At 35.3% G+C, this 16,088-nt stretch carries 17 protein-coding genes and 1 pseudogene; 16 read left to right on the top strand and 2 right to left on the bottom strand.

The window, feature by feature from the left end:
* Nucleotides 1-86 precede the first annotated feature (86 nt).
* The 11 genes from gcvH to EKM02_RS08480 all read left to right on the top strand — a co-directional run bounded on the left by gcvH (nt 87) and on the right by EKM02_RS08480 (nt 8,922).
* Complete coding sequence (gcvH, locus tag EKM02_RS08530) at nt 87-467, top strand: glycine cleavage system protein GcvH (RefSeq protein WP_126454175.1); 381 nt, start codon at nt 87-89, stop codon at nt 465-467.
* Entirely contained in the window at nt 406-822 is a 417-nt protein-coding gene (locus EKM02_RS15280; RefSeq protein ID WP_126454173.1) for a VanZ family protein, read from the top strand. The genes gcvH and EKM02_RS15280 overlap by 62 nt, the downstream gene beginning before the upstream one ends.
* A 221-nt stretch (nt 823-1,043) precedes the next feature.
* Nucleotides 1,044-1,787 (top strand): deoxyribose-phosphate aldolase, encoded by a 744-nt coding sequence (gene deoC / locus EKM02_RS08520; RefSeq protein WP_126454240.1) that lies wholly within the window; start codon nt 1,044-1,046, stop codon nt 1,785-1,787.
* Nucleotides 1,777-3,930: a gliding motility protein RemB gene (locus EKM02_RS08515; protein ID WP_126454172.1), complete on the top strand. Its 2,154-nt coding sequence runs from the start codon at nt 1,777-1,779 to the stop codon at nt 3,928-3,930. The genes deoC and EKM02_RS08515 overlap by 11 nt, the downstream gene beginning before the upstream one ends.
* A gap of 104 nt (nt 3,931-4,034) precedes the next feature.
* The gene (gene cyoE, locus EKM02_RS08510) at nt 4,035-4,937 is read left to right on the top strand and encodes a heme o synthase (protein WP_126454238.1); all 903 of its coding nucleotides are present in this window, start codon (nt 4,035-4,037) and stop codon (nt 4,935-4,937) included.
* 3 nt (nt 4,938-4,940) lie between these two features.
* Nucleotides 4,941-5,528 (top strand): heme-copper oxidase subunit III, encoded by a 588-nt coding sequence (locus EKM02_RS08505; protein ID WP_126454170.1) that lies wholly within the window; start codon nt 4,941-4,943, stop codon nt 5,526-5,528.
* Nucleotides 5,529-5,570: 42 nt separating this feature from the next.
* Nucleotides 5,571-6,548 carry a cytochrome c oxidase subunit 3 gene (locus tag EKM02_RS08500; RefSeq protein ID WP_126454168.1) on the top strand — a complete coding sequence of 326 codons (978 nt, stop codon included), beginning with the start codon at nt 5,571-5,573 and terminating at the stop codon, nt 6,546-6,548.
* Nucleotides 6,549-6,569: 21 nt separating this feature from the next.
* A complete protein-coding gene (locus EKM02_RS08495; protein WP_126454166.1) occupies nt 6,570-6,920 on the top strand; it encodes a cytochrome C oxidase subunit IV family protein in 351 nt (116 codons plus the stop codon).
* A 77-nt stretch (nt 6,921-6,997) separates the two neighbouring features.
* Complete coding sequence (locus EKM02_RS08490) at nt 6,998-7,639, top strand: hypothetical protein (RefSeq protein WP_126454164.1); 642 nt, start codon at nt 6,998-7,000, stop codon at nt 7,637-7,639.
* Nucleotides 7,640-7,650: 11 nt separating this feature from the next.
* Nucleotides 7,651-8,337 (top strand): SCO family protein, encoded by a 687-nt coding sequence (locus EKM02_RS08485; protein WP_126454162.1) that lies wholly within the window; start codon nt 7,651-7,653, stop codon nt 8,335-8,337.
* Nucleotides 8,338-8,922 carry a DUF420 domain-containing protein gene (locus EKM02_RS08480; protein WP_126454160.1) on the top strand — a complete coding sequence of 195 codons (585 nt, stop codon included), beginning with the start codon at nt 8,338-8,340 and terminating at the stop codon, nt 8,920-8,922.
* A gap of 291 nt (nt 8,923-9,213) precedes the next feature.
* Here EKM02_RS08480 and EKM02_RS08470 read toward each other — a convergent pair whose 3' ends face one another.
* Nucleotides 9,214-10,623 (bottom strand): DUF4403 family protein, encoded by a 1,410-nt coding sequence (locus EKM02_RS08470; RefSeq protein ID WP_126454156.1) that lies wholly within the window; start codon nt 10,621-10,623, stop codon nt 9,214-9,216.
* Nucleotides 10,624-10,861: 238 nt separating this feature from the next.
* Here EKM02_RS08470 and EKM02_RS15000 point away from each other — a divergent pair.
* The 5 genes and pseudogenes from EKM02_RS15000 to tsaB form a co-directional block, all read left to right on the top strand.
* Nucleotides 10,862-11,041 (top strand): annotated as a pseudogene (locus EKM02_RS15000) (ATP-binding cassette domain-containing protein); the annotation flags it as partial.
* A gap of 142 nt (nt 11,042-11,183) precedes the next feature.
* A complete protein-coding gene (locus EKM02_RS15275) occupies nt 11,184-11,420 on the top strand; it encodes a hypothetical protein (RefSeq protein ID WP_410503689.1) in 237 nt (78 codons plus the stop codon).
* Between the two features lie 202 nt (nt 11,421-11,622).
* Nucleotides 11,623-12,993: a TolC family protein gene (locus EKM02_RS08460; protein ID WP_126454155.1), complete on the top strand. Its 1,371-nt coding sequence runs from the start codon at nt 11,623-11,625 to the stop codon at nt 12,991-12,993.
* A 6-nt stretch (nt 12,994-12,999) separates the two neighbouring features.
* Nucleotides 13,000-14,298, top strand: a complete 1,299-nt coding sequence (locus EKM02_RS08455) for an efflux RND transporter periplasmic adaptor subunit (RefSeq protein ID WP_126454153.1) — start codon at nt 13,000-13,002, stop codon at nt 14,296-14,298.
* A 97-nt stretch (nt 14,299-14,395) separates the two neighbouring features.
* Complete coding sequence (tsaB, locus tag EKM02_RS08450; RefSeq protein ID WP_126454151.1) at nt 14,396-15,064, top strand: tRNA (adenosine(37)-N6)-threonylcarbamoyltransferase complex dimerization subunit type 1 TsaB; 669 nt, start codon at nt 14,396-14,398, stop codon at nt 15,062-15,064.
* Nucleotides 15,065-15,195: 131 nt separating this feature from the next.
* Here tsaB and EKM02_RS08445 read toward each other — a convergent pair whose 3' ends face one another.
* Nucleotides 15,196-16,041, bottom strand: coding sequence for a mechanosensitive ion channel family protein (locus EKM02_RS08445; RefSeq protein ID WP_126454149.1), 846 nt, complete (start codon nt 16,039-16,041; stop codon nt 15,196-15,198).
* Nucleotides 16,042-16,088: the final 47 nt, after the last annotated feature.

Here is a 16,088-nt window from a genome sequence, read left to right as displayed (position 1 = left end):
TAAATCTAAACCAGATTTGAATTGAGATTGCTACATTTGTCACATAAAATTCAAATTATCATTTAATAATTATCAATTACAATAATATGAACATACCAGCAAATTTAAAGTACACAAAAGATCACGAATGGGTAAGCCTTGAAGGGGATATTGCAACAGTAGGAATCACTGATTTTGCGCAAAAAGAATTAGGTGATATCGTGTATGTTGAGGTGGAAACTTTAGATCAGACTTTAGAGAAAGATGAGGTTTTTGGGACTGTGGAAGCGGTTAAAACGGTTTCTGATTTGTTTCTTCCTCTCTCAGGAGAAATTATCGCTTTTAACGACGCACTAGAGAACACTCCGGAAAGTGTCAACTCAGATCCTTATGGCGCAGGATGGATGGTAAAAATTAAAGTAACTAATGTTGCTGAATTTGATTCGCTTCTTTCGAGTGATTCGTATAAAGAAATTATTGGTGCATAAGCAACTATTTTTGTGGGCAGCTATTGTATGGGCTGGAATTATTGCCTTTTTTTGTTTAATACAATTGAACAATGTCCCTCTTGGGAATGTGTCCAATATAGATAAATATGTCCATGCTTTTTTTCATTTTGTACTAACGTCCTTTTGTTATTTGTTTTTAAAAAAACAGATAAGCAGTTCGAATAGTTTAAAACCGTTAGTGTTTTCTTTTTTGTTTTCCTTTTTTTTTGGAATAGTAATCGAGATTTCACAAGAGTTGTTTACCCTTTCCAGACATGCAGACATATATGATGTTTCAGCAAATACATCCGGTGCGGTGCTGGCAGTAGCAATCGCGGTGCTGTTTAAGAAATAAAAACACAAAGATAAAGTCCCACTTCTTGTGGGATTTTATGTTTTAGGCACTAGAAGAGTTGCGGTTTTACGGAACAGGATTTTTACTATTTTTAAGGTAGTGAAAGTATCAGTTGTAGTATCAAAAATAATTAAATTGTACGATCTAGCACTAAGCTCATGTGCATATAAAATGTATTTTTGTCAGTCAGAGTTCACTATAATTATGAAATCAAAATAGCTATGGATATCAAGCAATATTTAGACTCAACCTATTTGAAAACTGCGGTACAAGCGGGTCTCAGTCATGAAGAAAATACGCTTGTGGCTCAGGGATTTATTCAGGAAGCCATTGAGGAACGCTTTAAACTCATTATGATACGACCCGAGATGGTTCCTTTAGCTAGAAAAATGATTCTTTCGGCACATTCAAATTTGGAAATAGGAACGGTAATTGATTTTCCGCAGGGCAGATCTTCAATTGAACAGAAGTTGATTGAGGCCGGACAGGCTATAGATAATGGGGCTGATGATCTGGATTTTGTTTGTAATTATGAAGCCTTCAAAAATGGTGAAATTGACTTGGTCAAAGATGAAATTCTAAAGTGTACGCAATTGGGATTGGCCAATAAGAAAGTTGTAAAGTGGATTATTGAAGTTGCAGCGCTCAATGATAAAGAAATCATCCAATTATCAAGTTTGATTAAAAATGTTATTGTCTCTAATTTTCAGCAAGAGTTGTTCGCTACGATTTTTGTGAAGTCTTCAACCGGATTTTATAAAACGGAAAATAATCTGCCCAATGGCGCTACGATTCCTGCTATAAAAATGATGCTCGAAAATGCGTCGCCTTTACCGGTAAAAGCTGCCGGAGGAGTGCGGACGTATGAGGAAGCTGTTGAAATGATCCGATTAGGCGTAAGACGAATAGGAACTTCGGGAGCTAAAATGATTGCTAACGGTCAAAATTCACATAATGAATATTAGATTTATAAAGGAAATTGAGGTAAAAAAAACAGTGTTTGTAATGCTTTTGTTCCTGTCTTCTTTCTATACAAACGCTCAGCAGATTAATAGTTTACTGCAAGAGTCAGGAAATTCAGCCGAACGATTTCCTGTTTTTCCAGATTGTGTAAACTTGCAATCCGAAGCATTAGAAAGCTGTTTCTATAATCAGGTTCAGGATTTTGTTTTTCAAAACTTTGAAATTCCAGAGCACCTAGTCCAAAGCGATTTTCAAGGAGCGGTAAAAGTGCTCTTTGAAGTAGACAACACGGGGGTTTTTAAAGTGATTTATGTTGATGCCATAGATCAGGAATTAATAAAAGAAACTAGAAGAGTATTTGCAGAATTGCCTAAAATTCAACCTTCAACCTACAACGGTATCCCCACCTATAATAAGTTTACAATGACGATTGCAATTCCTTTAAAAAGCAGGGAAGAAGTTGTTGCTGAAACTTTGGAGAAAGCCGAATTCCTGCCTAGTAGCAATAAAAAGGTAACAGAACTGGATAGCATCGTGTATAAAAAATTTAATAACCCTGAATTTGATAGCCATTTGAATGTGCCCTTTTCACACAGTTATTATGCGCAATTTGATGCTTCGTTAAATCAAGTGGGGAGCAATAATCATACGGCATCAAAACCATATACGTATACGGAGGTGTCAAAATACTATGACTTAAGAGGAGCCAATGAAAAGCTGAAAAAGAATGTTTCCGGCTGGTGGGCCAGAAAATTATGGAATGAGAGTACAGTTGCAATTCAAGGGGAAGACTATTGGTTTACAGTTAACCCTATTTTTGACCTGCAGCTTGGGAAGGCCACCCAAACGGAGGCTTCTTATACTTATGTAAATACACGAGGGATAAATTTTCGTGGTGGTATAGGAAAACAACTCAATTTTACCACAACCATTTTTGAAAGTCAGGGTCGTTTTGCGGATTATTACAATCGGTATGCTGAGTCAATCAAACCGGATGGAGGCAATCCTGCGATTATTCCGGGAATCGGAATTGCAAAAGATTTCAAAACGGATTCGTATGATTTTCCTTTGGCCGAAGCCAATTTGACTTTTGCGCCCAGCAAACATATTGATATGCAATTGGGTTACGGAAGAAATTTTATTGGGGATGGTTATCGCTCTTTGTTAGAAAGTGATGGCGCCAGTCCTTATCCTTATTTTAAATTGAATACTAATTTTTGGAAGATAAAATACACAAATACTTATATGTGGCTTAAAGATGTTCGCCCGGACGCTACGCTGGAAAGAACCTACGCTACGAAGTTTATGGCCAACCATTATTTGAGTTGGAATGTTTCGAACAGGCTCAATCTAGGTTTCTTCGAATCTGTGATTTGGACAAATACCAATGAGCGAGGATTTGACATGAGTTTTGTAAATCCCATAATTTTTTATCGTGCGGTCGAATTTGCTTCATCAGCAAGAACCGGAAATGCGCTTTTAGGATTGACTTATAAATACAAATGGAGCAACAAAATTAACCTGTACGGACAATTTGTTCTCGATGAATTTTCGCTTGGGGATGTAAAAAAGCGTGATAACAGTTGGAAAAATAAATACGGATACCAACTTGGAATTAAATATTTTGATGCTTTCAAAGTGGATAATTTACTATTGCAGCTAGAGTACAATCATGTTCGTCCGTATGTATATTCTCATAGTGCTCCAATCACAAATTATGGACATAATAATCAAAGTATAGGACATCAGTGGGGCGGAAATTTTAAGGAATTTATTGCAATTGCCCGATACCATAAAGGAAGGTATTTTGCTGACGCAAAAATAACTATGGGGACTCGAGGCCTGGATTTTGACAGCGCAGATGATGGTTTTAATTATGGAGGAAATATTTACAAGGATTATGATGAAAATAGGCCGTTTGACAGTGGTGTAAAAGTGGGTCAAGGAAACAAAACAGCTGTTTTTATTGCGGACTTTCAGGGCGGCTATTTAGTTAATCCGGCAACCAACTTAAAGCTTTTTGGAAGCTATATTTACAGGACTTTTGATCCTTCAAAAAATACGGCAACTGCATTTAATGAAAGTACTACTTGGTTTACTCTAGGGCTGAGGGCGGACATTTTTAACTGGTATTTTGACTATTAGTTTTCATTTTCATTTTAAAAAGTTTTTTATGAATTGTTTTTTGTCAAATCCCTTTTGATACCTTACTTTTGCAAAAGTTTTTACAAAGCAAATCATCTTTAGCATTGAGCGCAACACAAAGTACCATTTCATTAAAATCTATTTATGTCGATTTCCGCGAAATCACTAAGGCACGTTTAGCCGTTAGTGTCGTGTTTTCGTCTATTGCAGGATTTATGCTTGGGATTTATGATCTACACTCTTTAGATTGGATGGTATTGTTTAAATTAGCTGTAGGCGGTTATTGTATGGTGGGTGCTTCAAATGCCTTTAATCAGGTAATCGAAAAAGATCTAGATGCTTTGATGGACAGGACCAAAAATCGTCCGGTTCCAACAGGAAGAATGTCTCTACGCACTGCATTGCTGGTAGCAAGTTTGCTTGTCGTTATAGGACTTACATTGCTTTATACGATCAACCCGAAAACAGCCATGTTTGGGGCTGTTTCCATATTTTTATATACAAGTGTTTATACACCATTAAAAACAATGACTTCGCTGTCCGTTTTTGTGGGGGCATTTCCTGGAGCAATTCCTTTTATGTTGGGCTGGGTTGCGGCAACGGGAGAATTTGGAATAGAGGCAGGAACCTTGTTTTTGATTCAGTTTTTTTGGCAATTTCCGCATTTTTGGGCTATTGGTTGGTTTCTTTATGAAGATTATGAAAAAGCAGGCTTCTTTATGTTGCCAACAGGCAAGAAAGACAAAGGAACCGCTTTGCAGGTTATTCTCTATACAGTTTGGCTTATTTTGGCTTCCTTATTGCCGGTTTTAGGGTATACAGGCCGGTTTTTTATCACGCCAATTGCAGCGATTTTTGTATTTTTACTGGGTATTTGGATGCTTTTTTATGCCGTTCGATTGTATAAATTACGAACCGCAAATGCGGCTAAAACTTTGATGTTAGTTAGTGTGGCGTATATTACTTTGTTACAATTAGTTTATATATTTGATAAATTTTTAAGATAAATTATGGAAATGATAATGACAGCAGCCGAGCAAAAATCAAGAACGGCAAGATCCTATAAATTGATTTTGTTGTTTGCTATGGTGAGTATGACTATGATGTTTGCAGGACTAACCAGTGCTTTTGTGGTGAGTAAATCAAGAGCCGACTGGTTGAAGGATTTTCAATTGCCAATTGCTTTTTACTACAGCACTGCAGTAATTATAGGATGTAGTGTGACTTTTTATCTAGCCAAGAAAGCGATTCAAAAAGACAATCAAACACAAACTACACTGTTTCTTTTAGCTACTTTAGCATTAGGAATATTGTTTGTTTTTTTGCAGTTTGCAGGTTTTGGAGAAATAGTCGAAAACGGGTATTATTTCACGGGAAGTGGAAGCTCAATAACGACTACTTTTTTATATGTTGTAACGGTTGTGCACCTGATTCACCTTGCTGGTGGTGTGATTTCACTACTGATTATAATTTATAATCATTTTAAACAAAAATACAATTCATCTCAAACCCTTGGTATAGAACTAGGTGCAATGTACTGGCACTTTTTGGATCTATTGTGGGTTTATTTGTTTTTGTTTTTATATTTCTTTAAATAAGAAAAAAACGTAAATTTGGGAACTTTTTAACGAATAACTTTTATGGAAGCGACAGTTACTACTGCAAATAGTGAAGAGAAAACTTGGGGAGGCGGCAATGAGCCAATGAGAGCAAGTTATGGCAAATTGATGATGTGGTTTTTTATCCTATCAGATGCTTTAACGTTCTCTGGATTTTTAGCCGCGTACGGTTTTTCTAGATTTAAATTTATTGAGACATGGCCTTTGGCCGATGAAGTGTTTACGCACTTTCCGTTTATGCATGGTGTTCCTGCTCCAATGTATTATGTAGCATTAATGACTTTTATTTTGATATTTTCCTCTGTGACAATGGTTTTGGCCGTTGATGCAGGGCATCAAATGAAAAAAAACAAAGTGATCCTTTACATGTTTTTGACCATTATAGGAGGGTTGATTTTCGTAGGGTCTCAGGCTTGGGAATGGAAAAATTTTATCAAAGGCGAATACGGCGCTATTGAAACAAAAGGAGGTAGTTTGCTTCAGTTTGTTGATAAAGATGGAAACCGAGTAGCTTTAGCTGACTTTGCTGCTGATCTGCATGAAGAAAGAGAGCAATTAACGCCGAATAAAGCCAAATGGTTTATGAGTGGACCAACATTGCCTTCCTATTCTGTAGCCGAGGTACAAGCCGGTTTCAAAGCTCACCCTGAACTTTTGATTCGAACAGAAGTGTTGACAGCTACCAAACAGAAAACAATTCTTTCTAGAGAAGAATCCGTATCTCGATTGGGACAGGCACATTATGTTGTGGAGGGCGCAAATCTGGTCAGAAATGAATATGGAAGTAAATTATTTGCTAATTTCTTTTTCTTTATCACAGGGTTTCACGGTTTTCACGTTCTTTCAGGAATAATAATTAATATTATTATCTTTTTTAATGTATTAATTGGAACCTATGAAAAAAGAGGAAGCTATGAAATGGTAGAAAAAGTGGGGCTCTATTGGCACTTTGTCGATTTAGTTTGGGTGTTTGTATTCACCGTTTTCTATCTTGTTTAATTTTCAAAAAAAGTAATTATCATGTCACACGTACACGTATCTAACATCGGCAGAATCTGGAAAGTTTTCGGAATATTATCTGCTGTTACCATAATAGAAGTTATTCTTGGGATTTTGAAACCTGAAGTTCTTCACATGAATAATTTTATGGGTATGAATTTGCTTAACTGGATATTTTATGGTCTTACAATTTATAAGGCGTACTATATAGTTTGGGCCTTCATGCACATGGAGGGAGAAAAAAGTAGTTTAAGAAGTGCAGTTGTTTTGCCTTTAATTTTCTTGATCATTTATTTGCTTTTCATTCTTTTAACGGAAGGGGATTACATTCATGAGGTTTTTAAAAATTCCACCATTAAATGGAATTTTTAACACGATATTAATTCAAAAAAGGGTGCGCATTGCGTGCCTTTTTTTATTTTTGTACTTTAATAAATAGCATTGTCACAATGAAAAAAAATAGTGTTCTTTTTGTTCTTTTTATTTTACCCATCGTTGCGTACCTCTTTTTTGCTTCTGGTGTAAACAGTTTTACAAAACTTCCTATCGTAACCCCGAAAACAGCTGATTTTGGAGATTGGTCTACTTTAGACGGAGGAAAAATCAGTTTAAATGATAAGGTTACCGTTCTGGGGTTTTCAGGGACAGATCTTTTAATAAACAGAGGGAACCTTTTTAACCTAAATCAGAAAATTTATCAAACGTATCATAAGTTTAAAGATGTCCAGTTTGTGGTAATTTGTCCTACAGGGACTGAGACAGATGCGAAGAAAGTAGTTGATGCCTTGTCCGCTTTTACAGATATGGCGCAATGGCGTTTTGTGTTTGCTACAGCTGAAGAAATTCAAGCGTATCACAAGCAATTAAAACTGATCGAGAATCTTGACCAAAAGTTAGGGACGCCCAAAGTGTATATCATCGATAAAGAACGCAATCTTCGAGGGAGGAAATTAGTAAAAGATACCAAAGAGGGGTATAATACGTTTCACCCAGCTGAGTTAAGCAATGAAATGCTGGATGATTTTAAAGTCATTTTGTATGAATATCGTGCTGCTCTGAAGAAAAATAAGAATGCCAGCAGAAAAATTTAAATTTATAGTTTATGTTTAAGAATAAATCATATATCGGTATTTCGTTTATTATCTTGATTTTTGGTATCTATGCGATTCCAAAAATTGTAGATAGAATTAAAAATGACAAAGTGGTTCAGGGCGACCGTCTGGACAGTGTGAGACCAGCAGTTATAGAAGGTGAGAAGCTAACTAAAATTGGTCCAGCCCCACAATTCGAATTGACAAATCAAGACAATAAAAAAATAACGAATGAAACCTACAAAGGAAAGGTCTATGTTTTAGAGTTTTTCTTTTCAACGTGTCCTACGATTTGTCCAAAGATGAATGAAAGTATGCTTCTTATTGAAAAAAGTTTTTTCGGCAATCCTAATTTTGGGATCGTTTCTATTACTATAGATCCGGAGCACGATACTGTAGAAGTATTAAAAGAGCATGCAGACTTTTTAGGAGTAAAATCTACGAATTGGAATTTTTTGACCGGTGATAAAGCCTATATTTTTAATCTGGCCAATAAGGGATTTAATCTTTATGCTGGGGAAAATAAGAAAGCAGCAGGTGGATTCGAGCATTCAGGATTGTTTGCCTTGATTGATAAGAATGGAAATATTCGTTGTAGAAAAGATGATTTTGGGAATCCGATTTTATATTACGATGGTTTAGATAAAAAAGGAGTAAGGAACATTCAGCAGGATATTAATATTTTATTAAAAGAGTAAATGGAAAACAGTTCTTTAGAAAAAAAATACAATACGATAATTATAGCGGTATCAATCTTAATACCAGTGGTTGTGGCTATACTTTTTGGGGTCAAATTAAAAGATTTGGGATATGATGTAGCGCCTCTTTCTTTTTTGCCACCCATTTATGCTACTACTAATGGGGTTACTGCGATTTTGTTAGTAGCAGCCGTAATAGCAATTAAAAACGGAAAAAGGAAACTTCACGAAAGGTTGATGACAGGAGCTATTGCGTTGTCTATCGCCTTCTTGGTAATGTATGTTGCCTATCACATGACGTCCGTTTCTGCTATTTTTGGAGATTCTAACCATAATCTTATATTAGAGGATTCTGAAAGAGTAGCTATAGGATCATTACGAATCGTTTATTTATTGATTTTAATCACGCATATTATTTTATCGATTGCGATTATTCCAATGGTTTTGATTACATACGTTAGAGCATTAGCACAAAATTTTGAAAGTCATAAAAAGATCTCCAAAATCACTTTTCCAATCTGGTTGTATGTCGCCGTTACCGGAGTAATTGTTTATTTAATGATTTCCCCTTATTATGTATATTAAAAGTAAAAGTCAGATTTCAAAAACCAAGAGTATTATCAGAAAGTGGTCTGCATCTATATTTGTACTAATTTGTTTTCTTTTTTCGTCTTCTGTAAAGGCTCAATGTGCAATGTGTCGCGCGGCATTGACGAGTGAAGGAAATACCACTACAGCAGCAGCAGTTAATGATGGAATTGTATATTTAATGGTAATTCCTTATCTTCTGGTCGCGGGGATTGGTTACGCTATTTATCGAATGAAAAAAAACAAATCCAGTTAAACTGCACTTTTTATTTTTTTAAAATGGAAAAATTATTTCAGGCCGTTTATAGCGACATTGATGGTTCCTTTTATTTTTATAAAGGCTAAGATGGCTTGATTTGTCAATTGGATTCTTTGAAATTGAATGTTTTCCATTTTTCCATTGATGAACACGCCTTGCATTGGAGAATAATTTTTTAGATAAGGCAGTATATTTTTTTGACTCTCTTCAAGATTTGGTATCAAGGAATATCGGCAAGATTGTTCCATTTTTCGCAATACAAATCCTTGTGCAAGCCAACTAGCAGTGCGCATCAATTTATTTTTGGTATCCAAAGCATAGGTCAATTGATCAAAATAGATCTCTTTTGTTTGTTCATTATATTTGGGTAATCCGGACAAATAGAGTGTTCCGTTTACAGATCCTGTTATTTCTAGCGCAATAATCATTTTTCCGGTTTTGTGCCAAATTGCTACATTTTGCACTTTTACTTTCTTTGATCCTGAGCTAAATTCTTGGCCTGCAAAATTCCTGGTCATTATTTTTGAAGCCTCCTGATAGGTCGAAACAGCAATGATATTTGCAGTGATGGCTTCTGGAATTTTAGTAACTGGTTTTAAAATAATTTTTGAACCATCAAATTTAGAATTAGGTTCTTGTCCTATTATGGTTTCCATGTTGCATTTCATCCCCATTTGCAACGCAAAAGTGTCTTTTTTTAGTTGGGCATTTGTAGAATAAATTTCAATAGGAACAATACGAAGCCAACTGTTGTAAGTTGTACTCATTTGAAAAGGGATGCAAATTTTTTCTAAAGCGGTCAACACATTTGGCTTGAAATCCATTGATTTCGCAATAGCGGCATCAATTTTATTTTCGATTTTGGATTTAAATAATTGGATAGCAGGATTGATTAAATAGGTAACTGGAACATTTTTTCCAAAAACACGCATCGTTGGGCTTTCATTCCAGTCCAATGATTGCAGTTGGGTTTTGGTATTCAATTTCCAATTGGTTAAGCTGATTTCGCTTACTAAAGTGATCACGCCATTCAGGTTGAATTCCCGCGTATCATACAATTCAATACCCATTTTTTTAGTGCCAATTCGGTATTTCACAACCGCTTTTAAGGGTAAAATAGTTTTTATTTTTTCTCCTGAGTTCTCCGGGTCATTCACGATACTTATTGGTGCCAATTTCCAAACTTTCATTTCAATGCCATCATCGTCAATGTTGTTGTCTTCGTAAATCAAGCCGTTCATTAGAGTGTTGGTTTGGTTTTGAATTTCTTTCAGTTTGATACTGATGGGCAAGTTGATAAAGGACGGAGTATTTTCATAGACTAATGGTGTTGCGTCGTCAGGCTCAGGTTTCAAAGCTTCAATTTGATTTGTTGACGAACAGCTAAAAAATAAAATTATAGAACAGAGTGTAAGCAGGGTTGATAGCGTTTTTGGCATTTAATTCGGGTTTAAAGCAGTAAAATTAATAAAACTATTCTTTTTTAAGATTAAAGTGTAACATTTTATCTGCAACGAAGTCTTATGGTTAAAATCCTTGAAGTTTTTTTTTATTTCCGTATAATTTACTGTTGAAACTAATCAAATAGTGTTTTAAAATCGCCAGATTATGATTGAAATTAAAGACCTGTACAAATCGTATAAAATATGAAGTTCTGAACTATATGTTTTAAAAGGGATTAATTTTAATATCAAGGAAGGCGAGCTAGTGGCCATTATGGGTTCCTCTGGTTCAGGGAAATTAACACTATTAAACATACTTGGAATTCTTGATGAGGCAGATTTCGGGAATTACAATTTAGATACTGTTCACGTAAAAGTAGGGAATCAGGTTATTGAAAGTAATAACTTCAATGAAGGGAAAACAATTGCAAGTGTTGCAGATGTAGGCCGAATGATATTTGTGGGAAAAATTGACGAGTTAGAAGTGGACAAAATAAAAAAAATTACCCATCGAAATTACCATTGGCGCTATCGAAAACAAAAAATTTGACGGCGTATTGCAATACATTGCTCCAAAAGGTAAAACTGAAAATGGTGCCATTCAATTTGAAATCAAAACATCATTAGCCAATAGTTTGAACACTTTTATTCGCGCTGGTTTCAGCGCAAATGCATCAATTATACTTGAAAAATTGTATAAGGTATTGACGCTGAAAGAGGCGCTGATTCAACTTGATAAGAAGACACAAAAACCATACGTAGAGATTCAAACGGGGACGCAGAAATTTATATGAAAGGACTTAGTCTTGGGTGACAGCGATGGTATTTATGTTTAAATCAAAAGTGGAACTAAAGCTTCCGATACGATTAAAGTTTGGAATCAAGGCTTAAAAAGCGAAGAAGTAAAACACTAAATCTGTACTTAAAAAAGAAATTCAGTTTTTAAAAAAATGTTAAATATGTGTAGTACCTTTGTTACACTTTCATCTAAAATATATGAAAAAAAATAGTTATATCAGTTTCGTTTTTATCACGCTGTTCAGTTTATCTATTCAGGCGCAATCCAAAAAATGGACCCTCGAGGAATGCGTGAAATATGCCATTCAAAACAATATTTCCATCAAGCAATCAGAATTAGATAGTAAAACAGCTCTTATTGATAAAAAAGGAGCAATCGGAAATTTTCTGCCGTCTTTAAATGCAAATGCATCACATTCTTGGAATATTGGTTTGAATCAGGACATTACAACAGGGCTTTTGCAGAACCAAACGACGCAATTTACTTCGGCTGGAGCCAATGTTGGAGTGGATATTTATAAAGGACTGCAAAATCAAAATACACTTCGAAGAGCTAATCTTTCAATTGTGGCGGCTAAATACCAATTGCTCAAAATGCAGGAGGATATTGCCCTGAATGTTGCCAACGCTTTCTTACAGATTCTTTTTAATAAAGAAAATCTAAAAGTACAAAAAGAACAGTTGGGAATTAATGAAAAACAATATGTACGCTCTGAAGAATTAGTTAAAGCAGGTTCAATTCCTCGTGGGGATTTATTAGATATCAAAGCTACAGTAGCATTGAACAATCAAAATGTTATTGCTGCAGATAATGCTTTATTAATTTCTAAATTAAGTTTAGCGCAGTTGTTGCAATTAAAAGAGTTTGAAGATTTTGATGTAGTAGATGATACTGACATTAGAGATAAAAATAATATAATGGTACAAACTCCAGCTGCTATTTATGACAAAGCAGTAGAAAACAGAACTGAACTGAAAATTGCCAGAACAAATCTGGAGATTGCACAGAAAGATCTAGAGATTGCCAAAGGAGCTTTTCAGCCCACTTTACAAGGTTTTTACGGCTTTAATAGTAGAGTTTCTTATGCTGATGTCCCTTTCTTTGATAGTATGAGGAATCTAATTGGCACTAAAAATTCAGCCCCGTTTTTCGAACAGTTTAATAGTAATAAAGGACAGTCTTTTGGAGCACAATTGTCGATTCCGATATTCAATGGGTTTTCGGTGAGGAACAATGTAGAACGTTCAAAAGTAAGTTTAGAACGGTCAAAAATTGCAGTGGAACAGCAGGATTTAGATTTGCAGCGTAATGTTTTTACTGCCTTTACAGATGCTAAAGGCGCACTAAATGCCTATGAATCCTCAGTTGTGGCACTTGAGGCGAGACAAGGCGCTTACGATTATGCCAAAGAAAAATATGATGTAGGTTTGATGAATTCATTTGATTTTAATCAATCACAAACCTTACTGACGAATGCACAATCAGAAATTATTAGAACCAAATACGATTATATTTTTAAAATCAAAATACTAGAATTCTATTTTGGAATTCCAATTATCAAATACTAATTTATCATGTCAAAAAAAACAATTTATATTGTATTAGGTGTTTCAGTAGCAGCTATTGTATTGTTAGTAACGCTTTCAAAAGCAGGTGTTATAGGAAATAAAGACGAGGGAACAGAAATTGAAATCGCCCAGGTCAATCCCTCAACTATTATTGAAACCGTATCGGCTACCGGGAAAATTCAACCAGAAATTGAAGTTAAAATTTCATCGGAGGTTTCAGGCGAAATTATTTCTTTGAATGTAAAAGAAGGACAAGCCGTTAAAAAAGGCGATTTATTGGTCAAGATAAATCCGGATTTGTATACTTCAGGATACAATCGTTCCGTTTCTAATTTATCAGGTACACGAGCTGCTTTGAGTCAGGCGGAGGCCTCTTTTAAAGAATCCAAATCAAATTATGAGAGAAACAAAATATTATTTGAGAAAGGCATTATCTCAAAATCAGATTGGGATAAAGCAGTTGCTTCTTATGAAGTTGCTAAAGCATCAAAACAAACGGCTTACTTTAATGTTCAAAGTGCTGCGGCAACCGTAAATGAGGCTAAAGATAATCTAGGGCGTACCACCATTTATGCACCCGCTGACGGGACCATTTCAGTACTGAATGTAGAGCTGGGCGAGCGCGTTTTGGGTACGCAACAAATGACCGGAACGGAGATTTTAAGAGTGGCTAATTTAAATAATATGGAAGTGGAAGTGGATGTCAATGAAAATGATATTGTAAAAATTAAAGTAGGAGATGAAGCAAATGTGGAGGTGGATGCCTATTTAAAAAAACAATTTAAAGGGACGGTAACTAGTATTTCTAATTCAGCCAGTTCCGCTTTGACAGCTGATCAGGTCACTAATTTTAAAGTAAAAGTTAGAATTTTGAAGGAATCTTATCAAGATTTACTTAAAGGGAGACCAGAAACATATTCCCCTTTTAGACCTGGAATGACCGCAACGGTTGATATTATTACCGATACAAAAACAAATATACTGATAGTGCCTATAAGTGCTGTTGTTATAAAGTCAGATACGGCTTCAGTCAAAGAGATTAAAGTGGCAGATCCAGCTGAAGAACAAAAAGAAGCAGCGCCTAAAAGTGATAAAAAATACGAATGTGTGTTCGTAAAAGTAGGGGATAAAGCAAAAATTAGAGTTATTAAAACCGGAATTCAGGATGATACTAATATTGAAGTTTTGACAGGTCTTAAAAAAGGTGATGTGGTCATTACCGGGCCATACTCTACAGTCGCTAAGGAACTGAATTCAGGAGATAAAGTGATGCTGAAAAAGGACAAGGAAATTAAGAAAAAATAAAAGCGAAAAACAGGATAAATAATGCGAATTTTGTAATTCAAAAATAAAACAAATTAAAGGTTTCGAGAGGAACTTTAAACTTTAAACTTTAAACGGCTTGTCTTACTTATTAAATATTGAAACCGCCACTAAAAATTGCTCGGTAGCTCTTGCAAAAGAAGGAAAAACGATTCTCTGTAAAGAAATAGCAGAAGAAGGATATTCCCACGCGGAACGATTGCATGTTTTTATTGAGGAAATTATCAAAGAAGCCGGAATTACGCTTCAGGATTTATCTGCTGTTGCCGTAAGTCAAGGACCGGGTTCTTATACTGGATTGCGAATTGGGGTTTCGGCAGCAAAAGGGCTTTGCTATGCACTGAACATCCCATTGATTGCTATTGATACTTTGCAAGCGTTGGCATCGCAGGTTACAGTTTCCAGCGGATTGATTATTCCCATGATTGATGCGCGAAGAATGGAAGTATATAGTGCTGTTTTTAACCCGAATTTAGAAAAAAAACGAGAAGTTCTTGCCGAAATAATTACGGAGAATTCATTTGAAGATTTGCAGGAATCCATCTATTTTGTTGGAGATTGTGCCGAGAAATGCAAGCTGGTTTTAACTAAAAAAAACCATATATTTTTAGAGGGGATTAAATATCCTTCTGCCAAAGAAATGAGCGCTTTGAGTTATGAGAAATTCAAAGTAAGTGACACCGTTGATGTTGCGTACTTTGAGCCTTATTATTTGAAAGATTTTTTGATTACGACTTCAAAAAAATAGTTATTGCTTTTGTGGAATCTGGGTTTTAAAATAATAGTGTCGTAACTTCTGCCTTTCTTATTGTAGGAATGCGGTTTTAATAAAGAAATTAAGGGTTTGGCAGTACAGCTAAACCCTTAATTTCTTTATTATTATATTTCATTACTCTCCGTGTTATTCTTTTTTGACGACTCCTTAACATAAGGCTGAATAATAATTCCAGCAGTATCAAACGCTTGTTTGCAGTTTTCCAATGTATCGGCATAAACACCCCAAAAATCTTCATTTGTAGCCCAAGGTCTTACCGCTATTTGGATGGCGCTGTCGGTGAGGTTTTTTACGGATACTTCAGCAGCAGGTGTTTCAAGCACTTTTGGATTGTTCTTTAGAACTGCCGTGATCATTTCGCGTGCTTTTTTAATATCCGTATCATAAGAAATAGCAATTGTCAAATCAGCTCTTCTGATCTTTTGCAACGAATAATTAGTAATATTCCCATTTGATAAAGATCCATTGGGTATAAAAATAGTTTGATTGTTAGCGGTTATTAATTTGGTTACAAATATTTGTATCTCGTTAACAGTTCCGATGACCCCTTGGGCTTCAATTGTATGGCCAACCTTAAAGGGTTTAAAGAGAATAATCAACATGCCGCCTGCAAAATTGGAGAGTGATCCCTGAAGTGATAGGCCTACCGCAAGTCCCATTGCACCGAGAATGGCCACAAAGGAAGATGTTTCAATCCCTAGTTTCGAAATAAAGGATACAAATAAAATTATTCGTAAGACCCAAACTAAAATATCTGCCAGAAATTTTGTCAGTGTAGGGTCTAGATTCCTTTTCACCATTATTCTTCTGATAAACCTATTGATGAGACGGATGATATAAAGTCCAGCAAATAGAATTATAAAGGCAGAAATTAATTTTGGAGAATAATCTATCAATACTTTTAAAAAAGTATCAGCGTAATTAGTAAGTTGGTCTGGATCTAAATTCATTTTTATATAATAAAAAACCTTCTCAAAAGGAGAAGGTTAAGTTTGAA

Origin of the sequence: Flavobacterium sp. RSP49 (genome assembly GCF_003968735.1) — a bacterium.
In the GTDB taxonomy this organism is placed as follows: Bacteria; Bacteroidota; Bacteroidia; order Flavobacteriales; family Flavobacteriaceae; genus Flavobacterium.
Note: the sequence above shows the minus strand (reverse complement) of the source record. Positions and strands in the feature narration are given on the sequence as shown.